This is a genomic window from Myxococcus dinghuensis (assembly GCF_024198235.1).
Taxonomy (GTDB): Bacteria; Myxococcota; Myxococcia; order Myxococcales; family Myxococcaceae; genus Myxococcus; species Myxococcus dinghuensis.
This window is the reverse complement of sequence record NZ_JAKCFB010000006.1, coordinates 1-23,813: the sequence shown is the minus strand read 5'-3', so window position 1 is coordinate 23,813 and position 23,813 is coordinate 1. Positions and strand designations below refer to the sequence as shown.

The 23,813-nt window shown below is 69.9% G+C and carries 12 protein-coding genes; 7 read left to right on the top strand and 5 right to left on the bottom strand.

Annotated features, from left to right (window positions below; all coding sequences use genetic code 11):
• Positions 1-99 precede the first annotated feature (99 nt).
• Complete coding sequence (locus tag LZ198_RS10685; protein ID WP_253971814.1) at positions 100-939, top strand: DUF3014 domain-containing protein; 840 nt, start codon at positions 100-102, stop codon at positions 937-939.
• 86 nt (positions 940-1,025) lie between these two features.
• The gene (locus tag LZ198_RS10680) at positions 1,026-1,529 is read left to right on the top strand and encodes a peptidylprolyl isomerase (protein WP_253971813.1); all 504 of its coding nucleotides are present in this window, start codon (positions 1,026-1,028) and stop codon (positions 1,527-1,529) included.
• 36 nt (positions 1,530-1,565) lie between these two features.
• Here LZ198_RS10680 and LZ198_RS10675 read toward each other — a convergent pair whose 3' ends face one another.
• Together LZ198_RS10675 and LZ198_RS10670 are read right to left on the bottom strand one after the other, a co-directional pair.
• Positions 1,566-2,114, bottom strand: coding sequence for a hypothetical protein (locus tag LZ198_RS10675; RefSeq protein ID WP_253971812.1), 549 nt, complete (start codon positions 2,112-2,114; stop codon positions 1,566-1,568).
• Between the two features lie 99 nt (positions 2,115-2,213).
• A complete protein-coding gene (locus LZ198_RS10670; protein ID WP_253971811.1) occupies positions 2,214-2,534 on the bottom strand; it encodes a DMT family transporter in 321 nt (106 codons plus the stop codon).
• A 510-nt stretch (positions 2,535-3,044) separates the two neighbouring features.
• On the opposite strand from LZ198_RS10670, the gene LZ198_RS10665 reads away from it, so the two are divergent.
• Both LZ198_RS10665 and LZ198_RS10660 read left to right on the top strand, forming a co-directional pair.
• Positions 3,045-5,507, top strand: coding sequence for an ABC transporter permease (locus LZ198_RS10665; protein WP_323382343.1), 2,463 nt, complete (start codon positions 3,045-3,047; stop codon positions 5,505-5,507).
• 282 nt (positions 5,508-5,789) lie between these two features.
• Positions 5,790-7,916: a S46 family peptidase gene (locus LZ198_RS10660; protein ID WP_253971809.1), complete on the top strand. Its 2,127-nt coding sequence runs from the start codon at positions 5,790-5,792 to the stop codon at positions 7,914-7,916.
• A gap of 132 nt (positions 7,917-8,048) precedes the next feature.
• Here the strand turns inward: LZ198_RS10660 and LZ198_RS10655 are convergent, their stop codons facing one another.
• Together LZ198_RS10655 and guaA are read right to left on the bottom strand one after the other, a co-directional pair.
• Positions 8,049-8,789 (bottom strand): hypothetical protein, encoded by a 741-nt coding sequence (locus tag LZ198_RS10655; protein WP_253971808.1) that lies wholly within the window; start codon positions 8,787-8,789, stop codon positions 8,049-8,051.
• A 300-nt stretch (positions 8,790-9,089) separates the two neighbouring features.
• Positions 9,090-10,643, bottom strand: coding sequence for a glutamine-hydrolyzing GMP synthase (gene guaA / locus LZ198_RS10650; RefSeq protein WP_253971807.1), 1,554 nt, complete (start codon positions 10,641-10,643; stop codon positions 9,090-9,092).
• 85 nt (positions 10,644-10,728) lie between these two features.
• Here guaA and LZ198_RS10645 point away from each other — a divergent pair, with 85 nt between their 5' ends.
• Positions 10,729-11,361 carry a hypothetical protein gene (locus LZ198_RS10645; protein WP_253971806.1) on the top strand — a complete coding sequence of 211 codons (633 nt, stop codon included), beginning with the start codon at positions 10,729-10,731 and terminating at the stop codon, positions 11,359-11,361.
• 100 nt (positions 11,362-11,461) lie between these two features.
• Here the strand turns inward: LZ198_RS10645 and guaB are convergent, their stop codons facing one another.
• A complete protein-coding gene (guaB, locus tag LZ198_RS10640) occupies positions 11,462-12,919 on the bottom strand; it encodes an IMP dehydrogenase (protein WP_253971805.1) in 1,458 nt (485 codons plus the stop codon).
• 179 nt (positions 12,920-13,098) lie between these two features.
• On the opposite strand from guaB, the gene LZ198_RS10635 reads away from it, so the two are divergent.
• Positions 13,099-15,348, top strand: a complete 2,250-nt coding sequence (locus LZ198_RS10635; protein WP_253971804.1) for a TIGR02266 family protein — start codon at positions 13,099-13,101, stop codon at positions 15,346-15,348.
• A gap of 154 nt (positions 15,349-15,502) precedes the next feature.
• Positions 15,503-23,813 (top strand): non-ribosomal peptide synthetase (locus LZ198_RS10630; protein WP_253971803.1); only part of this gene is annotated, 8,311 nt, incomplete at its 3' end.

Below are 23,813 nucleotides of genomic sequence, written 5' to 3'. Positions count from 1 at the left end.
TCCCACACCCGTGCGTGCTGGCCCGGGGTGGAATGGTCCGGGGGGCCGTTTGTAGCTTCCACCGTCCCCCGTGCCTGGGAACCCCAGGAGGAGCGCCGAATGAGCGACCCGGTTTTCGCAGGAGGCCCGATGACGCCGCCGCCCCCGGAGGAGCCCCCGAGGACGGGCGGCAGCGGATGGGTGGCGGGTGGGGTGGTCGCGGCGATCGTGGTCGCTGGTGGGGCTGGCGCCTGGTTCTTCTATCGAGGCACGACGGGGACGCCGGGCCCGAGCCCCGAGGTTCCCGTCGTCGTCACGCCGCAGGACGCGGGCGTGGTCGCGGCACAGCCCACGGTGTCCCTGCCGGAGAGCGACGGCAAGGTTCGAGATCTCGCCGGCCGCCTGTCGGATGCGCCGGAGCTGGCCGCGTGGCTCCAGGAGCGGGACCTGGCCCGGCGTGTCGCCGCGGCGGTGAACAACGTCGCCGAGGGCGCGAGTCCGCGCATGGTGCTCGGCTTCCTGGGGCCGGCGGAGCCTTTCGTGGTGGTCGAGGCGAAGGACCACCAGACGTTGACCATCGACCCGAAGAGTCATGCCCGGTACGACACGGTGGCGCGGGTGTTCGGATCGCTCGACGCGCAGGCGGCGGGGAGCCTCTATCGCGAGCTCAAGCCGCTGCTCGTCCAGGCGCACGCGGAGCTGGCGCCGCCGGGACAGGGCTTCGACGCGACCTTGGGGCGCTCCATCCAGCACCTGTTGGCCGTGCCTGTCCCCGAAGGGGCGCCCGTGGAGGTGAAGGCCCAGGGCGCGCTCTATGCCTACGTGTCCCCGGAGCTGGAGGGGTTGAGCCGGGCCCAGAAACACCTGTTGCGGATGGGGCCGCAGAACATCCGCGTCATCCAGGCGAAGCTGCGGGAGCTGCAGACCGCCCTGGGGCTTCCGTCCGTGGCTGAACGCTAGGTCGGACGGTTCTGGCGGCATTGGGGCCGCCAGTTGTGGCAGAACGCGCCGGACTCTTTCCACGCAGGACTTTCGAGAGGTTCGTGATGGCCAACCCCGTCGTGCAGTTCAAGACCAGCGAAGGCGACATCCAGCTCGAGCTGTATCCCGAGAAGGCGCCGAAGACGGTCGCCAACTTCATCGAGTACGTCGAGGCCGGGCACTACACCGGCACCATCTTCCACCGCGTGATCCAGGGCTTCATGATCCAGGGGGGCGGCTTCACGTCCAGCATGGACCAGAAGAAGACCCGTGCGTCGATTCCGATCGAGAGCCAGAACGGCCTGAAGAACCAGACGGGCACCATCGCGATGGCCCGGACCTCGGACCCGAACTCGGCCACGGCGCAGTTCTTCATCAACACCGTGGACAACTCCGGCCTGGACTATCCGCGGCCGGACGGTCACGGCTACACCGTCTTCGGCAAGGTCACCTCGGGCCTGGACGTGGTGAAGAAGATCGAGGCGACGGCCACCGGCATGCGCAGCGGGATGCGGGACGTGCCGCAGAAGACCATCTCCATCGAGTCGGCGACGATCCTCTCGAAGTGAGCGGTCGCGCGGTGGCCGCCCGGGCGTCGCGGGCGGCTATCGGCGCTTCTTCTTCTTGGCGGGCGCGGGCGGCGGAGCGGGCTTTTCCTTCTCGCCGGCGACCTGGAACGTGGTGCGCAGCTCCTCGACCTCGCGCCCGAGCGTGTCCGTGAAGGCGTTGCCCGTCTGCGCGTCGACCACGAGCGTGTACGAGAAGCCGGTCTTGAGCGGCTGCGGCAGGTTGATCCGGTAGACGAGTCCTGAGTCCGCTTCCTCGGCGCTGTCGTCGGAGACCATCGCGCGCTCGGCCTCGTCGAACAGGCGGACCCGGTAGTTGCGCAGGCCGTGGTTCGTCCGGAGCTCGAGCGCGGAGGTCTGTTGGATGAGCGGCTTGTCACCGGGCTCCAGGGAGACCTGGGCGAGGCTCGCGTCCGGCGCCTGATAGCTGAGGCTGAAGGCGGTCGGCGGTGGCGGCTTGGGGGGCTCGGGCGCAGTGGCGGTGCCAGAGCCGGAGTCCGGGGTGTCCGTCGGCTTGTCCGGGCAGCCAGTCAGGAAGAGCGCGCCGCAGCACAGGGTGGCGGAAAGTCCGGTTCGGAGAAGGCGCATGCGCGGGACACGGTACGCGTCGACACGGTGCGGGTGAAGCACGGACTCGCGTCCGGGCAGCCGAGCCTGGGATTGGTCGGACGAGGGGCCGAGCCAGCCTCAGTGCGCGCCGCCCAGGTTCAGGATGACGACACCCACGACGATGAGGCTCACGCCGATGATCTTGATCGCGCTGATGGATTCGCCCAGGAAGGTCACGCCGATGACGACGATGGCGGCCGTCCCGAGCCCGGACCAGAGCGCATAGGCGACGCCCACGGGGATGGTCTTCACGGCCTGGGACAGGAGCGCGAACGCCACGCCATAGGCCCCGAGGCAGGCCAGGGACGGCCAGAGCCGGGTGAAGCCCTCGGTGGTCTTCAGCATGCTCGTACCAAGAATCTCGCTGGCGATGGCCAGGACCAGGAACACGTACGCCACGGGGAATACCTCCACGCGTTTTTTAAGTGGCCAGCCGCGGGGATGCACGGGCCGGAAGCGTCCTCGAACGTGGAGATGCAGGCCACGTCGCAGCAGATGCTCAATCCGGGGAGCGGCGCGTTCGCCGATGCCCAGGAGGACGGAGTCCCGGGGCCTCGGCCGGGGCCTCGGGTTCAGGGGCTGGAGGGCGCCGTTCGGCGGTTCAGCCGGCCCGGAGGACAGGTCTTTCGCCCTCTGGCCCCAGAGTGCCATTAGGTCCGATAACATGCGTTATGTAAACTAAGCCCGTGGCGTCCCAGGTGGGGTTTTGGGCGCCGGCTCCAGGCTGATTCCGAAGCTCTCCCCGGCTGGCCTCGGACCCCCTTGGCGGGCTTCGGGCCGCTGAATCCGGCACTCACGTGGTGCCGCGAGCATCCGCCGCGCCGCCATGCCGAGCCGACCACAGGCCCTGCGTGCGGCGTGCTTGTTGGACGAAGCCCCCTGTTCCGCCAGGCGCCGATCCTCGCCACAATGGCTCGCGTCTCTTTCCAGCCAACTTCGATCGGTTTCTGGGGCCTCCACCTCATGGGCTTCGTCGATTCCGTTTTCGCGGATGCGCGTTTCGCGCTCCGCACGTTCATGCGTTCCCCTGGCTTCGTCGCCGCCGCGGTGCTCTGCCTGGGGCTCGGTATCGGCGCCAACGTCGTGGTCTTCAGCGTCGTCCATGGCGTGCTGCTCCGGCCGCTCCCGTATCCAGAACCCGACCGCATCGTCTCCGTGGTCGAACTCCGCCCCGAGCTCAGCGGCGGCCCCGTGTCGTGGCCCACGTTCTGGGATTGGCGAGACCAGGCCACGGTCTTCGAACACCTCGCCGCGTTCACCACCGGCGGCGCCATCCTCCGGACCGAGTCCGATTCCGAGCGCCTCGAGGCCACCCGGGCCACCGGCGACTACTTCGCGGTCCACGGTGTCCCGCCCGTCCTGGGCCGAACCTTCGCCCCGACCGATGACCAGCCCGGCCAGGAGCCCATCACGGTGCTGAGCGAAGCCCTGTGGCGTCGGCGCTTCGCCTCCAATCCGGCCGTTCTCGGCCAGCGCATCCTGCTCGACGACGTCCCGCATACCGTGGTCGGCGTCATCCCCGAGTTTTTCGACCCCGGGATGGACCTCTGGCTCCCCCTGGTCGCCCCTCCAGATGCCCGGGATCGACGCAACTCCACCGTGCTCTCGGTCCGCGGCCGGCTCGCCGTGGGCGTCTCCGTGGCCACGGCCGACCAGCACCTGAAGGAGCTCGCGTCCCGACTCGGCGCAGCGGGACCTGCCTCGGGCAAGGACCGGAGCGCGCGCGTCGATTCGCTCGCCGAGGCCCGGACCCGACTCTGGGTCGGGCCCTTGCGATTGTTGCTCGGCGCCGTCGCGCTCGTGCTCCTCATCGCGTGCGCCAACATCGCGAACCTGCTGCTCGCCCGAGCTGGAGCCCGCGGCCAGGAGTTCGCCGTTCGCGCGGCGCTCGGCGCGGGCCGAGCCCGGGTCATCCAGCAGCTCCTCGTCGAGAGTCTTCTCCTGTCGGGTCTCGGCGCCGTGTTCGCGCTCCTCGTCGCCCGGTGGGGCCTGGATGCCCTCATGGCCATCGCGCCCGAGACGATGCCTCGGCGCGAGGCCGTGGGCCTGGATGGTCCCGTGTTCCTCTACCTGCTCGCCATCACCGGGACCTGCGGGCTCGGATTCGGCCTGGTTCCCGCGCTCCAGGTCACCGGGTGGAACCTGCGCGCCGGCCTGGCCTCGGCGAGCCCGGGATGGCTCGGCTCCCGCCGCCTGCGCTCGATGTTGGTCGTCGGCGAACTCGCCCTGTGCCTCATCCTGCTCGTGGGCGCCGGCCTCCTGGGGCGCGGCTTCTTCCTGCTGCTGGGCACGTCTCCGGGAATCGCCACCGAGCAGCTCCTGACCCTGCATCTGGGCATCCCCGACAGCCGGTTCTTCACCTCGGACGGGCTGGACACCCGTCTCCCAGGCACCCTGCTGGAACCCATCCTCGACGAGGTTCGCGCCCTTCCGGGCGTCACGGCCGCCGGAATGACGTCGCTGCTCCCCATCCAGCGCGCCTGGAGCAACGCCCGCTACACGGTCGAGGGCGAGGATGCCCCTGAACCCGGCCGAGAACCCCGCGCCGAGCGCCGGGCATCCAGCCCCGGCTTCTTCTCGACCCTGGGAATCCCCCTGAAGCACGGTCGGGATTTCACCCCCCAGGACTCGGCCCCCGGTCAGCCGGGCGTCGTCATCATCAACGAGGCGCTCGCGCGGAGGCACTTCCAGGACGGAGGCGCCCTGGGCCGACAGCTCCGCCTGGGCATCGGCGTCCACACCATCGTGGGCGTCGTGGGCGATGTCCGGCAGGCGGGCCTCGAGCAGGCGCCGCTGCCGGAGTTCCATGTCCCGCAGGGCCGCCCCTGGGGCGACGACAGCCTGGTCCTCGTGATTCGCACCTCCGTGCCCCCGGAGACCGTGTTGCCCTCGGTCCAGGCGGCGGTCCGGCGCGTCGACTCCGGCATCCCCGTCTTCCGGGCCGCGACCATGGAGCAGGTCGTCACCCAGTCGCTCGGGGCGCGGCGGCTCGTGCTCTCGTTGCTCGGGGGCTTCGCGGCGCTCGCGCTGATCCTCTCCACCCATGGCCTCTATGGCGTCATCTCGCTGCTCGTCGCGCAGCGCACCCGCGAGTTCGGCATCCGCATGGCCCTGGGGGCGCGCTCGGGAGACGTCCTCCGGCGGGTCCTGACCCAGGGGGCGGCGCTGGCGGGGCTCGGGCTGGCGGTCGGCCTCGGGGGGGCCCTGGCGCTGACGCGGCTCCTGGCGTCCCAGCTCTACGGCGTCTCTTCCTGGGACCCGCTGACGTTCGTGGGGGTCACCCTGCTCTTCGCCGTGGTCGCCCTGCTGGCCTGTTGGCTCCCGGCGCGAAGGGCGACGCGAGTGGACCCCCTCCAGGCCATGCGCGGCTGAGTCGGACGGACCTCCTGGCGTCCCGGAAATGGCACGCCAGGACACGACACGCCGCGCCACCCACGCGGCTCGAATCACGGCTTCGCGACGCGCCCCGACAAGACGTGATTCCAGGCATTCGTCGTCGCCTGCCTGCACTCAGGCCTCGTGCGATGCCGAGGAATCCCACGCCCGCTCGAATGTTCCACGAGATGGGAATTCATCCCGGCTTTTTTCCCGGTTGACCGAGGCAGGGGCTTCCCGCAGAACCGCGACATCCCTGGCCCTGGAAAGGACCTCTTCATGAAGCGTTTGTTCCTGATCGCCACCCTCGTCGGCGCGTCCCCCGCGTTGGCCGACGAAGGCATGTGGACCTACAACAACTTCCCGTCCGCGAAGGTGAAGGAGAAGTACGGGTTCGAGCCGTCGCAGCAGTGGCTCGACAAGGTGCGCCTGTCCTCCGCGCGTCTGGCGGGCGGCTGTTCCGCCAGCTTCGTGTCGCCGGACGGTCTGGTGATGACCAATCACCACTGCGCCCGCGGCTGTATCGAGCAGCTCTCCGGTCCGAAGAAGGACTTCATCGCGAACGGCTTCTACGCGAAGAGCCAGGCCGAGGAGACGCAGTGCCCGGCGATGGAGATCAACCAGCTCGAGCAGATCACCGACGTCACCGACGCGCTCAACCAGGCCACGCAGGGCCTGTCCGGCAAGCAGTACAGCGACACGCTGAAGGCGAAGATGGCGGCGATGGAGCAGGAGTGCTCCGCCGGTGACGCCAAGGTCCGCTGCGACGTCGTGACGCTGTACCAGGGCGGCAAGTACAACCTCTACAAGTACCGCCGCTTCCAGGACGTGCGCCTGGTCATGGCGCCCGAGCACGCCATCGCCTTCTTCGGCGGCGACCCGGACAACTTCGAGTTCCCCCGTTGGGACCTCGACGTGACGTTCCTGCGCGTCTACCAGGACGGCAAGCCGGCGAAGACGGAGAACTACTTCAAGTGGTCCGAGAAGAGCGCCAAGGAGGGTGACCTCACCTTCGTGACCGGCCACCCCGGCCGCACCTCGCGCGGGCTGACCATCGCGGAGCTGGAGTACCAGCGCGACGTCGCCATGCCCAAGGCGCTGTTCATGCTGTCCGAGCTGCGCGGCCTCGTCACCGAGTTCCAGAAGAAGGGCCCGGAGCAGAAGCGCATCTCCAACAACCTGCTGTTCGGCGTGGAGAACAGCCTCAAGGCGTTCAAGGGCCGCCTGGAGGCGCTGCAGGACAAGAAGTTCTTCGCGCAGAAGGTCGCCGCGGAGCAGGAGCTGCGCAAGAAGGTCGACGCCAACCCGGAGATGAAGAAGAAGTACGGCGCGGCGTGGGACGAGATCGCCAAGGCCCAGGTCGACATGGCCAACATCCGCAAGGACCTCGGCTTCATGGAGCAGGGCTCGGGCCTGTCCTCCAGCCTGTACGGCATCGCCAAGACGCTGGTGCGGGCCTCCGAGGAGCTCAACAAGGAGAACGGTCAGCGCCTGCGTGAGTTCAACCAGGCCAACCTGCCCGCGCTCCAGGCGCAGCTGCTCAGCCCCGCCCCCATCTACCCGGAGCTGGAGATCACCCGCCTGACCTTCGGTCTCACGAAGATGCGCGAGGAGCTGGGCTCCAACCACCCGTTCGTGAAGAAGGTCCTGGGCAAGGAGTCCCCGGAGAAGCTGGCGACCCGTCTGGTGAAGGGCTCCAAGCTGTGCGTCATCAAGGACGTGAAGGGCTCCAAGGTGTGTGACGTCTCCGTCCGCAAGGCGCTGTTCGACGGCGGCAAGGCGGCCATCGCGGCCTCCAAGGACCCGATGATCCAGCTCGCCCTCGCGTTGGACGGCGACTCCCGCGCGGTCCGCAAGAACTACGAGGAGAACATCGAGGCGGTCATCAAGAAGAACAGCGAGCTGGTGGCCAAGTCGAAGTTCGAGGTCTACGGCACCAACCAGTACCCCGACGCCACGTTCACCCTGCGCCTGTCGTACGGCTCGGTGAAGGGCTACATGGAGGACGGCAAGAAGGTGGACCCCATCACCCAGATGGCGGGCACCTTCGACCACGCGACCGGTGAGGACCCGTTCGCGCTGCCCGCGTCCTGGCTGAAGGCGGAGAAGAACCTCGACGGCGCCACGGCCATGAACATGGTCACCACCAACGACATCATCGGCGGCAACTCCGGCTCGCCCATGATCAGCAAGGACGCGGAGATCATCGGCCTGGTGTTCGACGGCAACATCCAGTCCCTGGGCGGTGAGTACGGCTTCGACGAGAGCGTCAACCGCACCGTCGCCGTGCACAGCGACGCCATCATCGAGGCGCTGAAGAAGATCTACGGCGCCAACCGCGTCCTCGAGGAGCTGCGCCCGGGGAGCACCCAGGTGCCGCCCGTGAAGGCGAACCCGGCCGGGTAGTCACCGGCTTCCGAGCAGGGAGCCCGACTTCGAGGCCCTCGTTGGAAAAGCAAAGAGGCTGCCTGGGCACCCCGGGCAGCCTCTTCGTTCATTCAGGGCTCCTGGCGGCGCCGGTGTTCACGCCCCAGCGGCTCAGCGCTTCGGGGCGGGCTTCTCGAGCCACCACGGCGTCTCCAGCGCGTCCTGCTCGACGCGGATGCCGGCCCCCTTGCGGATGCGCTCCCAGAAGCGACGGGACAGGTCCGGGTCGAGGATCTGGAAGTCGCCGGCCTTCTGTCGCTCCTCCAGGAACAGGGGGTACGCCCCCACCGCCTCGGGGCCCGCCTGCTGGAAGATGATGTCCCCGCCGTACTGGCGATGCAGCTCCCGCTGCACCTTCCACGCGAGGACCATGTCGCGGGAGACGCGCGCGGAGGATTCCGCGGCCAGCTCGGGGTTCTGGGCCCGCTCGGCCTGGTCCGCCTCGTCGAACCTCGTGACGTTCTCGAGCGTCATGAGCCGGGTACGGAGGTCCTCGCGGTCCGCGACGGACAGGTCCCTCGCTCCGAGCTGCCTACGCAGGGTGTCGAGTTCCTGTTTCTGTCGTTCTCGCAGCTCGGCGCTCTTGGCGTCCATCGCGGCGGTGCAGTCCCGCACTTCTTGCGGCGTGGGCTCCAGTTGCTTCTGCTGGGCATAGCGCATCAAGAGTGGAGCCAGGAGCAGCCCCTGGAGACGGAGGGCATCGCTCTTGGCCTTCCATTCGGCATCCGCGTCGGGCCGTGGCCCTCCGGGGGGCGCGAGGTCCGCGCGACGAATCTCGTGCCCCAGGACGATGGCGACGGGGGCGGCGGCCCCCTTGCGCGGGGGCGCGGCCACGGCGACAGCCAGGGGCATGAGCAGGAGGACTCCCCCCAACAGGACTCCCGCGCCCCTGGCACTCAGGCTCTTCCTCATGTGCGACCTTCCCTTCTCGGAACCAGGCGCAGTCTCGCACGGGACTGCACCCTTCCCGACCGCCCTCCCCCAGACCGCCTGGGCCCGTCGACCAGCGCCGCGTTGGCGCGGCTCCTGGATGCACCGCCGGACGCCAGCGGGCGCCCCTGAAACACCACGGGCCGGCGGGCAAGGATGCCAGCCGGCCCATGGATGAAGCCAACGGTCAGCCGTCGGCGCGAGTCCCGGGAGGCCCCGGCCTCACTCCCACTCGATGGTCGCGGGGGGCTTGGAGGACACGTCGTAGACGACGCGGTTGATGCCGCGCACCTCGTTGGTGATGCGCGTGGAGATGCGCTCCAGCACGGGGTACGGCAGCCGGGCCCAGTCCGCCGTCATGCCGTCCACGCTGGTGACGGCGCGAAGGACGCAGGTGGACTCGTAGGTGCGCTCGTCGCCCATGACGCCCACGCTCTGCACCGGCAGCAGCACCGCGAACGCCTGCCACAGCTCCTTGTAGAGCCCGGCCGCGCGAATCTCCTCCTGGACGATGGCGTCCGCGCGGCGCACCAGCTCCAGCCGCGCCTCCGTCACCTCGCCCAGCACGCGGATGGCCAGACCGGGGCCGGGGAACGGCTGCCGGGACACCATCTCCTCCGGCAACCCCAGCTCGCGGCCGAGCGCGCGGACCTCGTCCTTGAACAGCTCGCGCAGGGGCTCCACCAGCTTGAGCTTCATCTGCTCGGGCAGGCCGCCCACGTTGTGGTGGCTCTTGATGGTGACGGACGGCCCCTTGTACGAGACGGACTCGATGACGTCCGGGTACAGCGTCCCCTGGGCCAGGAACTCCGCGTCCTGGATGTCGCGGGAGGACTCCTCGAACACGGCGATGAACTCGCGGCCGATGATCTTCCGCTTCTTCTCCGGGTCCGTGACGCCGGCCAGCTTCTCCAGGAAGCGCGCCCGCGCATCCACCGTCTTCAGCGGCACGTGGAAGCGGTCCACGAAGAGCGCCTCCACCTGGGCGCGCTCCCCCTGCCGGAGCACCCCGTTGTCCACGAAGATGCACTGGAGGCGGGGCCCGATGGCCCGGTGGAGCAGCAGCGCGGCCACGGAGCTGTCCACGCCACCCGACAGCGCGCAGATGACCCGCCCGTGCTCACCGACCTGCTTGCGGATGGTCGCGACGGCCTCGTCGATGAAGCCCTTCATCGTCCACGAGCCGCTGACCTTGCAGTCGTTGAAGAGGAAGGCGCGCAGCATGGCCTTGCCCTGCGGCGTGTGGACCACCTCCGGGTGGAACTGGAAGCCGTAGAAGGGCTTGCTCTCGTGCGCCGCCGCCGCGAAGGGCGAGTTGCCCGAGCGACCGATGGCCTCGAAGCCCGGCGGGAGCGCCTCCACCCGGTCCCCGTGGCTCATCCACACCTGGACCCGGTCTCCCGGACGGAACTCCGAGAACGGTCCCCGCGCCGAGATGACCTCGACTTCCGCGTTTCCGAACTCGCGGTGGGCCGTCCGGTCGATGCGGCCGCCGAGCAGCTTGGCGGTGAGCTGGAGCCCGTAGCAGATGCCCAGGACGGGGACCCCGGCCTCGAAGACGAAGGGGTCGCACCGGGGGGAGTCGGGCGCCTCGACGGACGCCGGGCCCCCCGAAAGGATGATGCCCCGAGGGGCGAAGCGCCGGATGTCCTCCGAGGGGAGGTCCGGGCGGTGGATTTCGCAGTAGACGCCCAGCTCGCGCACCCGACGGGCGATGAGCTGGGTGTACTGACTCCCGAAATCAAGGATCAGGATCTTCTCGGCGTGCAGGTCCACCGGAGTTTCTCCAAGGGGGCGTCGTTGACGGCTGGGGGCCCTTATCGCTACAAACTTCCGGAAATCAACGCCCAAGTCCCCTCAATTGTTCGAGGTCCGGATGCTCCGCCGCCTGTCCGCTTCCACTGCTGCAGCTTTCCTCCTTCTGTCCGCTTCCGGATGTGTGAAGGAGATCTCCTCGGATGAGCGGCTGGACCGCGAGACCCAGAACCTGGCCGTCAAGGACGTGCCAGGGGTCTCCGAGCTCCAGAAGCTCACCTGTGATGACACCACCGATGCGCTCGGCAAGGCGCGCAACGTCAACCGCGAGGAGACCGAGCGCCTGGTCGATTACATCGAGCTGTACTCCTCCCTGCGCAAGCGCACCTCGACGTTCGAGGATGCGATGAACCGCAACCCCGACCTGAGCTACCGCGAGGGCAGCCAGCAGATCGTCAACGCCAAGGACAACTGCGTCCAGCAGACCGCGGACGTGCGGGTCGAGTTCGAGACCTACATGCGCGAGCTGGTGGAGGTCCCCACCGTCCAGGAGATCAAGGGCGGCAACACCGTCACCATCGCCCGCCTGGACTTCAACACCCTGCGCCAGGCCATCGAGACGCTGGAGCCGGACGACAAGGACGCCCTGCTCAACCGCGTGGCCAACGCGGAGAAGAAGATCTCCGCCACGCCCGCCGAGGAGGCGGGTTCCACGGGCGGTCGCAAGGGCCGCAAGTAGTCCCCACCGCCCCGCGCGCTGGCTGAGGACGAGGGCCCCGCCGGGTTGGCGCGGGCCCTCTTCTCGTTCCCACGCCGCCCCGGGAGGCGCCCGCCGCGGGCTACTCCACGCGGTAGTTGGGGGCCTCCTCGGTGATGATGACGTCGTGCACGTGGCTCTCCTTGAGCCCCGCGGAGGTGATGCGCACGAACTGGGCGCTCTTGCGCAGCTCGTCGATGGTGCCGCAGCCCACGTAGCCCATGCCGCTGCGGATGCCGCCGAGCATCTGGTGCACGTTCATGGCGAGCGTGCCCTTGTACGGCACGCGGCCCTCGATGCCCTCCGGCACGAGCTTCACCGCGTCCACGTCCGCCTGGAAGTAGCGGTCCTTCGCGCCCTGCTTCATGGCGCCCAGGCTGCCCATGCCGCGGTAGCTCTTGTAGCTGCGGCCCTGGTACAGGATGACGTCGCCCGGGGCCTCCTCGGTGCCCGCGAAGAGCGAGCCGATCATCACCGTGCTCGCGCCCGCGGCGAGCGCCTTGACGATGTCGCCCGAGTACTTGATGCCGCCATCGGAGATGATGGGGATGTCGTGCTTGTCCGCCTCGCGGCTGCAGTCGTCCACCGCCGTCACCTGGGGCACGCCCACGCCCGCCACCACGCGGGTGGTGCAGATGGATCCCGGGCCGATGCCCACCTTCACCGCGTCCACGCCCGCCAGGATGAGCGCGCGCGTCGCCTCCGCGGTGGCCACGTTGCCGGCGATGAGCTCGAAGCCGTGGAAGTTCTTCTTCGTGTCGCGCACGCCGTCCACCACGCCGCGCGAGTGGCCGTGCGCCGTGTCCACCACGATGACGTCCACGCCCGCCTTCACCAGCGCGTCGACGCGCGCCTCGCGGTCCGCGGACACGCCCACGGCGGCGGCGCACAGCAGCCGGCCCTTGGCGTCCTTGGCCGCGTTGGGGTGCGTGCGGCGCTTCTCGATGTCCTTGATGGTGATGAGGCCGCGCAGCTCGAAGTCGTCGTTGACGACCAGCAGCTTCTCGATGCGGTGCTCGTGCAGGAGCTTCTGCGCGTCGTTCTGGGAGATGCCCTCGCGCCCGGTGACGAGCTTGCGCGTCATCACCGCCTCCACCTTCTGGGTGAGGTTGGTCTCGAAGCGCACGTCGCGGCTGGTGACGATGCCCACCAGCCGGCGCCCCTTCACCACCGGGATGCCGGACACGCCGTGCTGGCGCATCAGGTCGATGGCGCGGCCCAGCGGGGCCTCGGGGTCGATGGTGACGGGGTCCACCACCATGCCGCTCTCGAACTTCTTGACCTTGAGGACCTCGAGCGCCTGCTGCTCGGGCGTCATGTTCTTGTGGATGACGCCGATGCCGCCTTCCTGCGCCATGGCGATGGCGGTGCGCGCCTCCGTCACCGTGTCCATCGCGGCCGACAGCAGCGGGATGTTCAGGCGGAGGTTGCGGGTCAGGCGCGTCGTCAGGTCGGCATCCTTGGGGACGACCGCGCTCTCGGCGGGCACCAGCAGCACGTCATCGAAGGTGAGTGCGAGCCGGATTTCGGGGTTCAGCATGGAGGGCGCTCCCGGGACGAAGGGGCCCGCGAGGCACCAGCGCCCGGCGGGTGCGGTTCCATACGAGGTACGTTGTCGCCACGCAACCCGGAAGGGTGGACTTTTTGACGCCCGTTCACTCGCACTTCGAGCGATAATCCAAGCAGCGGGCTATCCCCTCTCGTCTCAGGAACCGGGCTTTGACGGAATCGAATCAGGCGGCGGTCGGTCTCGTGGTGAAGCTGCCCTTCGCGACGCCGGAGGAGTTCCTGGCGAAGTATGGCGGCAACGTCACGCGAGGCGGCATCTACCTGCGTGCTCGCGCGGTGAAGCCGCCCGGGACGCCCGTCAACCTCGACCTGCGCCTGGCCAACGGCGAGCGCCTCATCCACGCCTCCGCGGTGGTCCACTTCGTGACGGGCCAGGGGGGCCAGGGCGTGCCCGGCATGGGGCTGCGCTTCCTGGGGGTCGACCCCCAGACGAAGCGCTTCCTCGAGCTGGCGGTCGCCGCCCTCCCCCACGCCCAGTCGGACGTCCCCCCGGTCCCCTCTGGGGTCGGCACGCCGGACTACACCGTCCCACCCACGCAGCCGGGTCCGTCCGTCGCCCTGGCCGCCACGCCCGCGAGCGCCGCTCCGACGGGCTCCCCGGCCCTGATGACGCATGCGGGGCTGGACCTGAGCACCGAGGAGCCCAAACGAACGGGCCTGGTGATCGGCATCGACCTGGGGACGACGAACTCGTGCGCGGCCTACGTGCGCAACGGGCGCCCCGGGGTGCTCAACAGCCGTGAGGGGCACAACACGGTGCCCTCCATCATCGCCGTCAACACGCGCGGCAAGCTGGTGGTGGGCCACCCCGCCAAGGGGCAGATGCTCACCAACCCGCGCCAGACGGTGTACGGCGCGAAGCGGCTGGTGGGGCGGCCCTACGGCTCGCCCATCGTCGAGCACATCAAGGACCGCTTCCACTACGAGATCACCCCCGGGGAGAACGGCGACGCGGGCGTGAAGCTGGGTGAGCGCGTCTACACGCTCCAGCAGATCTCCGCGCTCATCCTCCGCGAGGTGCGCGAGGTGGCGCAGAACCAGTTGGGGCAGCCGGTGTCCCGCGCGGTCATCACCGTCCCGGCGTACTACAACGACAACCAGCGGCAGGCGGTGCGCGAGGCCGGCAAGCTCGCGGGGTTGTACGTCGAGCGCATCCTCAACGAGCCCACCGCGGCGGCGCTGGCGTACGGCTACGGGCGCAAGCTCAACCAGCGCGTGCTCGTCTACGATTTGGGCGGCGGCACCTTCGATGCGTCCGTGCTCGAGCTCTCGGACAACGTCTACGAGGTCATCTCCACCGGCGGCGACACGTTCCTGGGCGGCATCGACTTCGACAACGCCATCGTCAACTTCCTCCTGGAGGAGTTCCAGAAGAAGACGGGCCGGCCGTTCCAGGGCGACCGCGTGGCCATGCAGCGCATCAACGACGCCGCGGAGCGGGCCAAGTGCGCCCTGTCCGAGCGCTCGGAGATGCGCGTGCACGTGGCGTTCGTCACGATGATCGACGACAAGCCGTACGACCTGGACGTCACCCTGACACGCCAGAAGCTCATCGAGCTGACCGAGGGGCTGGTGGACCGCACCCTCCAGGTCTGCGCCGAGGTCCTCGAGGCGAAGCAGCTGGGGCCGCGCGACATCGACGAGGTCATCCTCGTGGGAGGCCAGAGCCGCTTCCCGCTGGTGCACGAGAAGATCACCCGCTTCTTCGGCAAGCCCCCCAGCAAGGGCGTCCACCCGGACGAGGCCGTCGCGCTGGGCGCCGCGCTCCTGGCGCACAGCCTGGGGCAGCTCGAGGGCGTGGTGCTCATCGACGTGTTGCCCATGGCCATTGGCGTGGGGCTGCCCGGTGGGCGCTTCAAGCCCGTGCTGGAGCGCAACACGTCGCTGCCGGCCACCAAGAGCTACACGCTGTCCACCCACCGCGACGAGCAGACGGAGCTGGAGCTCACCGTGTTCCAGGGGGACTCCGACAAGGCGGCCGACAACGAGTTCCTCGGGACGCTCAAGCTCACGGGGCTGCCCCGGCTGCCGCGCGGCGGTGTCCAGGTGACGGTGACGTTCGAGGTGAACAACGAGTCCCTCCTCAAGGTGACGGCGCGCGAGTCCGCCTCCGGGCGTGAGGTCTCCAGCACCTTCTCCACGCGCGACACCCCCGAGTCCGTGAAGGCGAAGCTCGCCCAGCCCGCGCCGGAGGCCCCCACCCCGGCTCCGGCGCCCAGGCCCCAGGCCCCCGCGGCTCCGGCCCAGGCGGCTCGCCCCGCGCCGCCCAAGGTCTCCGCGACGCCGCGGATCACAGCTCCGGCGCAATCCGCCATCCAGGCCGTCGCGCCTCCGCCCGAAGCAACTCCGAAGCCACGCACGTTCATGGGGTGGCTCCGGGGACTCTTCGGGAGGCCCTGAAGTCAGAATTTTTCTATAGGTATGGGTTGTGGCCGCTCACGACGTACTCGCGGAGCGGCGGGTAGTGTGGGACATCGCATTTTCCGCGATTCTGAGAGACGCCTGTTATTAAGGACCTCTCAGAAACACGTCCATCCGAGCCCCACACCCCCCCATGGACACGACAACTCGGACCCTCATCGACGCCACGCGTGCGCGCGCGGCCAACGCCGCGTCGCGGCCTCCGCTTTTCACCTTCATCGCCGAAGACGACGGCGAGGACCTGACGCTCGACGCGGTGGAGTTGGATCGCCGCGCCAGGCGCATCGCGGCGGCCCTCCAGGCGCGAGGCGCGGTGGGTCAGCGCGTCATGTTGTTGTATCCACCGGGGCTCGACTACGTCGCGGGCTTCTTCGGCTGCCTCTACGCGGGGGCCATCGCCGTCCCCGCGTATCCGCCGGACCCCTCGCGACTGGAGCGCACCCTGCCCCGGCTGCGCGCCATCATCCAGGATGCGGAGGCCCTGGTGGTCCTGACCACCTCCGGCATCCTCGGGCTGACGGACTTCGTCTTCGAGCAGGCGCCGGACTTCCGGGCGCTGCATTGGCTGGCGACGGACGCGCTGCCGGAGGGCGGAGAGGTCGACTGGCGCGAGCCGGACATCGGGCCAGACTCCCTGGCGTTCCTCCAGTACACGTCCGGGTCGACGGGCACGCCCAAGGGCGTGATGCTGACCCACGCGAACCTGCTGCACAACACGGGGCTCATCTCGCTCGGCCTCCAGGTGCGCGACGACAGCGTGTCCGTCTTCTGGCTGCCGCCGTACCACGACATGGGGCTGATCGGCGGCATCCTCGCGCCCCTGTGTGGTGGCTACCGCGTGGCGTTGATGTCCCCCCTCGCCTTCCTCCAGCGGCCGTTGCGCTGGGTGAGCGCCATCTCGCGGCTCGGGGGCACCATCAGCGGGGGGCCCAACTTCGCCTTCGACTTGTGCGCCAGTCGCGCCACGGCCGAGGACGTGCGCGCGCTGGACCTGCGCTCATGGGAGGTCGCGTTCTGCGGCGCCGAGCCCATCCGCGCTGGCACGCTCGAGCGGTTCGCCCGGGTGTTCGAGCCCGCGGGCTTCCGGAGGGAAGCCCTCTATCCCTGCTATGGCCTGGCGGAGGGCACGCTCATCGTCACGGGCGCGCGCAAGGGCGAGGGGCCGCGCGCCTTCCATCTCGATGACGGCTCGCTCGCGGGCGGGCGCGCGGTGGACAGGTCGCCCGAGGCCCCGGGGACGCACGCTCATGTCTCCAGCGGTGAGGTGCTCGGCGACCAGCGCCTGCTCATCGTCGACCCGGAGCGCCGGACGCCCCGGCTCGCGGGACAGGTCGGGGAGATCTGGGTGGCGGGCGACAGCGTGGCCCAGGGCTACTGGCGCAAGCCCGAGCTGTCCGAGGAGGGCTTCCGCGCGCGGCCCGAGGGCGTCGAGGACGGCCCACGGTATCTGCGCACGGGCGACCTGGGCCTGTTGCGAGAGGACGGACAGCTCATCGTCACGGGGCGCCGCAAGGACCTCATCATCCTCCGGGGCCGCAACCTGTACCCACAGGACATCGAGGTCGTCATGGAGCGCGCGCACCCGCGCGTGCGCCTGGGCTGCGTCGCGGCGTTCTCCCTCGAAGCTCCGGGTGGAGAGGTGCTCGGGGTGATGGCGGAGGTGTCCCGGGAGCTGGCCTCGTCGGGAGATGCCGCGGCGTTGGCCGAGGTGGCGGACGCCCTGGGACAGGCCATTGCGCGGGAGCTGGAGGTCCAGCCTCGCGCCGTGGCGTTGCTGCCCCCTGGCGCCATCCCCAAGACGTCGAGCGGGAAGATCCAGCGTCACGCCTGTCGCGCGGGGCTGCTCTCCGGGGAGCTGCCCATCCTCTGGCGGATGGGGACGAACGCGCCGGAGGCCCCGCCTCCCGCCGTGGCCGCCCTCCGGGCGGACGCCGAGGCCGCGCGCGGAGCCCTGACACGGGGACTGCGCGAAGAGCTCGAGGCGGTACTGGGGAGCGCGGCATCGGGCGTCGACGAGGGCACGCCCCTGACGCGGCTGGGGATGGACTCACTCGGAGCGGCGGAGCTGCAGGAGCGCATCGAGAAGCGCTTCGGCGTTCGCCTCCCCGCGACGATCCTGTTGCAGGACGTCAGCCTGGCGGAGCTGGCCGAGCGTGTCGCGCGGCCAGCCCCGACACGCCCCGCGCTCGTTCCGCTCTCCCGGCGTGCCGAGACGTCGGGGCTCGCGGAGGCCTCCTTCCCGCAACACCGGCTCTGGGTCATGCAGCAACTCGACCCGGCCTCCACCGCGTACCACCTTCCGCTCGCCTTTCCGTTGCGTGGACCGCTGGATGTGGACGTCCTGGAGCGGGCCCTGACGGAGTTGTCGCGCCGGCACGAGGTGCTGCGCTCGACGTTCGTCTCGACCAGGGAGTCCCTCTTCCAGCGGATTCGTCCCGTGACGCCGCTCGTCGTCGAGCGGGTGGACGCGACGGGGCGCGCCGACCGGGGCGCGGTGCTCGACGCGCTGGCGGTGCTCGACGGTCAACGACCGATGGACGTGGCCACGGGGCCACTCCTCCGGGGGACCCTGGTGCGGTTCGGCGACGAGGACCATGTGCTGGTCCTGTCCCTCCACCACCTCGTCGCGGATGGATGGACCGTGGGCCTCCTCCTGCGCGAGCTGGCGGCCCTCCACGCCGCCTTCCGCGACGGACGCCCGTCCCCGCTCGTGGAGCCCGCGCACCAGTACGCCGACTTCGCGGCGTGGCAACGCACCCAGCTCACGCCCCGGGCGATGGCGCCGGAGCTGGCCTGGTGGCGACAGACGCTCGCGGACGCGCCATCCCTCCTCGCGCTCCCCACGGACAGGCCTCGTCCCCAGCGGATGTCGTTCCGGGGCGCACGGCGCCTGCGCCTCATCCCCGCTTCGGTGACGCACCGGCTGCATCACCTGGGACGTCAACAGGGCGCCACGCCCTTCGTGAGCGTCATCAGCGCGCTCGCCGTCGTGCTCCACCGTTGGAGCCGACAGGCGGACTTCGTCGTGGGCACCGTGGTGTACGGGCGGGACGTCCCGGGGACCCGGGAGCTGGTGGGCGACTTCACCAACTTCCTCCCACTGCGCATGCGGCTCCCGGAGTCAGTGACGACGACGGGGCTCATGGGCGTGGTGAAGCAGGTCACGCTCGGCGCACTCGCCCATGGTCATTGTCCGTTCGACCATGTCCTCGCCGCGCTCCAATCCGGCGCTCAGCGACGGGAGCTGTACAACGTCGCCTTCGTCCTCGACGACTACGACCTGCCCCGCGAGCTGCCCATGGGGGGTGGGCTGTCTCTCGCCATGTCGCCGCGCGAATCGCTGCTCGACAACCGCACGGCCGAACTGGACCTGACGTTCGAGGCCATCCATGGGCCCGACGGGTTGTTGATCAGTTGCAAGTACGCGGCGGACCTCTTCGACGCGGAGACGGTCGATCGACTCCTGGGCCAGCTCGAGGTGGTGATGACCGGGATGGCGGACGCGCCCGACCAGCGCATCGCCGAGCTGCCGCTGATGACCGACGCCGAACGGCGACAGGTGCTCCACGGTTGGAATCCGCCCGAGGAGCGGCTCGGTGACGCGGGCACCCTGGTCGAGCTGTTCGAAGCGCAGGTGGATCGGACTCCGGACGCCATCGCCCTGGCCTTCGAGGCGGAGCGGCTGACCTACCGGGAGCTCGAGGCGCGCGCCAATGGACTCGCCCAGGTGCTGCGCCAGCAGGGCGTGGGGCCGGACGTCCTCGTCGGGGTCTGCCTGGAGCGGAGCGTCGACCTCGTCGTGAGCCTGCTCGGCATCCTGAAGGCGGGCGGCGCCTACGTTCCGCTCGACCCCTCCTATCCACGAGACGTCCTCGCGTTCATGCGGGAGGACACTCGGGCACCGGTCATCGTGACGCGGGCCTCGCTCGAGGACCAGGTCCGCGCACCCGGCACCGTCCTCATCCGGATGGACGTGGAGCTCGCCGACGCCGCGGCGGGGCCCCGGTTGGAGCGTCGCAACACGCCGGCGGACCTCGCCTACGTCATCTACACGTCGGGCAGTACCGGTCGCCCCAAGGGCGCGATGAACTCGCATCGGGGCATCGTCAACCGGCTCCAGTGGATGCAGCGCGAGTACGGCCTGGGGCCGGAGGAGCACGTCCTCCAGAAGACGCCGTTCAGCTTCGATGTCTCGGTGTGGGAGTTCTTCTGGCCGCTGATGGCCGGCGCGCGGCTGGTCCTCGCGAAGCCCGAGGGGCACCGCGACCCGCGCTACCTCGTCCGGCTGATGGCCGAGGAGCGCGTCACCACCACGCACTTCGTGCCCTCGATGCTGCGGGCCTTCCTCGATGAGCCGGGGCTGGAGGCGCTGGGACACCTGCGTCGGGTGATGTGCAGCGGCGAGGCCCTCCCCGCGGAGTGGGTCCATCGCGCCCATGCGCGACTCCCCGCCATCACGGAGCTCCACAACCTGTACGGCCCCACCGAGGCCGCGGTGGACGTGACGCACTGGCACTGCGTCCGGGGTGGCACGGGGCCCGTCGTGCCCATCGGTCGCCCGGTGGCGAACACCCGCATCTACATCCTCGATGGGCTCGGCAACCCCACGCCCGTGGGGGTTCCAGGGGAGCTGTTCATCGCGGGTGTCCAGGTCGGGCGAGGCTACTGGAATCGCCCCGAGCTCACCGCGGAGCGGTTCGTGCTGGATCCCCATTCCGGGGGTGATGGCGCTCGCATGTACCGCACGGGCGACGTGGCCCGGTGGCGCGCGGACGGCACGCTGGAGTACCTGGGCCGAGCGGACTTCCAGGTCAAGGTGCGGGGCTTTCGCATCGAGCCCGGGGAGATCGAAGCAGCGTTGACGGCACAGCCGTCCGTCCGCGAGGCCGTGGTGCTCGCGCGACCGGACGCGACGGGAGACGTGCGTCTGGCGGCCTATGTCGTGCTGGGCGAGCCGACCCCGGCGGGCGCGGCGGACCAGTCCGCGGACTGGAAGGCCATCTACGACGTCACGTACACCCAGCAGGCACGCAACGCGGACCCCACGTTCGACATCGCCGGGTGGAACGACAGCTATTCCGGCGGGCCTCTCCCCGAGGCCCAGATGCGCGAGTGGGTGGAGACGACGGTGGCGCAGATCCTCGCGCTGCGGCCCCGCCGGGTGCTGGAGCTGGGGTGCGGCACGGGCCTCCTGCTGTACCGCCTCGCGCCGCATTGCGAAGCCTACTGGGGCGTGGACTTCGCCCGTCCGGCGCTGGAGCGCATCGAGCGGCAGCGCCAGCACATGGGGGACGCGCTCGCCTCCGTGAAGCTGCTGCACCGGGGCGTGGAGGACCTGTCGGACCTCGAGCCTGGCTCGTTCGACACGGTGGTCCTCAACTCGGTCATCCAGTGCTTCTCGAGCGTGGACTACCTCCTCCAGGTGCTGCTCGGCGCGGCGAGGGTCCTGAAGGCCGGCGGGCGCATCTTCCTGGGGGACGTGCGTCACCTGGAGCTGTTGGAGGCATTCCAGGCCTCGGTGCGACTGCACCGGGCGCCGCCAGGCCTGGCGACGTCGCAGTTGCAGTACCGCGTCCAGCGAGACGTCCTCGCCGAGGCGGAGCTGGTCCTGTCGCCCACGTTCTTCACCTCGCTGCCGGCCCACATCCCAGCCATCTCCCGGGTGGAGGTGCTGCCCAAGCACGGGCGCTACGACAACGAGCTCAGCCGCTTCCGCTACGAGGTCATCCTCCACATCGGAGAAGCGGGCACCTCGACGGACGCGCTGCGTCCGGCGTGGACCGAGGGCGCGGACCTGTCGCTCGACTCGGTGCGTGCGCTCCTGGAGACACGCCCCCCGCTCCTGGCCCTGCGCGGCGTTCCGAATGCCCGCGTCCTGGAGGCCACGCGAGTGGTGAAGTTGTTGTCGGGTACGGGCCGGCCCGCGCAGGTGGCGGCGCTTCGAGACGTGCTGCGCGACTGGCCCGGGACACGGGGCGTGGACCCCGAGGACCTCTATTCGCTCGGTGAGTCCCTGGGCTACGCGACGCGGGTGAGCTGGGCGGGCGCGCATCGGGACGGCGCGCTCGACGTCCTCTTCGTGGGTGAAGGGACGCAGCCCCCGGTCGAGTGGGCTGCGGCATCGCCGCGAGAGTCCGAGTCGCTGCACGCGCTCGCCAACGACCCGCTGCGGGGGGCACGAAGCGCACGCGAGGTCATCCGCCTCCGACAGGTCTTGTCGGAGCAGCTCGCGCCGCACCTGGTGCCCTCCGCGTTCGTGGTGCTCCCGTCGCTCCCGCTGACACCGAGCGGCAAGTTGGACCGGAGCGCACTGCCGGACCCGGAGGCGGATCGCTCGCTCGTCGAGGACGAGTTCGTCCCGCCGAGTGGCTCCACGGAAGAGCTGGTGGCGAAGGTCTTCGCCGAGGTCCTCGGCCAGTCGCGGGTGGGGGCTCGCGACGACTTCTTCGCGCTGGGGGGCCACTCGCTGCTGGCGACCCAGGTGGTGACGCGCCTGAGTACCCAGAGCGGCGTGCCCGTGTCGTTGCGCGCCCTCTTCGAGCATCCGACCGTCGCCCGGTTGTCCTCCCACCTGGGGACACTGAGCGGCGGCGGTGGGCAGGAGGCTCCGCCCCTGGTTCGGCTCCGGGACGTCCAGCCGGGTGACGAACTGGAGGCGTCCTACGCGCAGCAGCGCTTGTGGTTCCTGGAGCAGTTCGAACCAGGACAGGTCTCTTACAACATCCCCCTCGCGCTCGAGTTGACGGGGCCGCTCCAGGTCGAGGCCCTGCGCCAGACCTTCGCACGGCTCGTCCACCGGCATGCCGTACTGCGTACCACCTTCGCGGATCGCGACGGCCAGCCGGTCCAATGCATCCAGGCGGCCCCCGATGAGTGGCCGCTTCCCGTGGAGGACCTGCGCGCGCTGACGGCCGATGCGCGTGAGGCCGCGGTGCGTGCTGCGTTGAAGTCGGAGGCCCATTCGCCCTTCGACCTGGGGCGTGGCCCGCTGCTGCGCACTCGACTGCTGTGGGTGGAGGATTCCCGGCACCTGCTCGTGGTGTGCATGCACCACATCGTCTCGGATGGTTGGTCCATGGGCGTCCTGGTGCGAGAGGTCGCGGCGCTCTACGGCACCCTCCGCGAGGGACGTGAACCCACCCTGGCCCCGCTGCCCGTGCAGTACACCGATTACGCGGCGTGGCACCGGCGGGTCCTGGAGGGAGAGGTCGCGCGCGAGCAGCTCGGCTGGTGGCGCGAGCACCTCCGAGCTGTTCCGCCCCTGGCGCTGCCCACGGACGCACCGCGTCCCGCGGTCCGTGGCTCCCGTGGCGCGGCCCATGACTTCACGCTGCCGCCCGACCTCGTCTCCGACCTGGAGCGGCTGGGCAGGGCCGAAGGCGCCACGTTGTTCATGGTGCTGATTGCGGGCTGGCAGGCCCTGCTGTCCCGCTACTCGGGGCAGACGGAGTTCTCTGTCGGCACCCCCGTGGCTCATCGCGTCCGGCCAGAGCTGGAGGCGATGATCGGCTTCTTCGTCAACACCCTCGCGCTGAGGGCGAACCTGGCGGGGACGCCGACCTTCGTGGAGCTGATCGCACGCGTCCGCGAGGAGTCCCTGGCCGCCTTCTCACGACAAGACGTGCCCTTCGAGCGGCTGGTGGAAGCCCTGGGCGGCGAGCGCGACCTGTCCCGGACGCCGGTCTTCCAGACGCTGTTCACGCTCCAGAATGCGCCACTGGAGACCCCGTCCCTGCCAGGGCTGAGCGTCGAGTCGATACCGCTGTCCACGGAGACGTCGAAGTTCGACGTCTCCGTGCTGCTGACGCCGCGATCCGGCGGACTGATGGGTCGGCTGGAGTACAGCCTCGACCTCTTCCGGCCGGAGACCGCCGCTCGCATGGCGGAGCACTTCCAGCGGCTGCTGCGTGGAGCCATCGCCGATGCTCGCCAGCGCACCCATGAGGTGTCCCTCCTGTCGGAGGACGAGCGACGGAAGGTGCTGGAGGAGTTCCAGGGGCGCGTGGAGGACTATCCGGCGGATGCGCTCGTGCACACGCTCATCGAGGCGCAGGTGGACCGCACGCCTCACGCCGAGGCCGTGCGCTTCGAGTCGGAGGCACTCACCTACGCGCAGTTGGACGCCCGCGCCAACCAGCTCGCCCACCACCTGCGCGCCCTGGGCGTCGGCCCCCATCAACTCGTGGCCGTCTGCCTGGAGCGCTCACTGGACATGGTGGTGGCCCTCGTGGCCGTCCTCAAGTCCGGCGCCGCCTACGTCCCGTTGGACCCGGCCTATCCCCGCGAGCGACTGGCCGGCATGTTGGAGGATTCCCAAGCCCCCGTGCTGCTGACGCACCAGCGGCTGACGTCGTCGCTTCCTTCCCACGCGGCCCACGTCGTCTGCCTCGACTCCGAAGCCTCCGTCCTCGCTCAGCGCCCCACCTCCCGGCCCACGCCCGTGG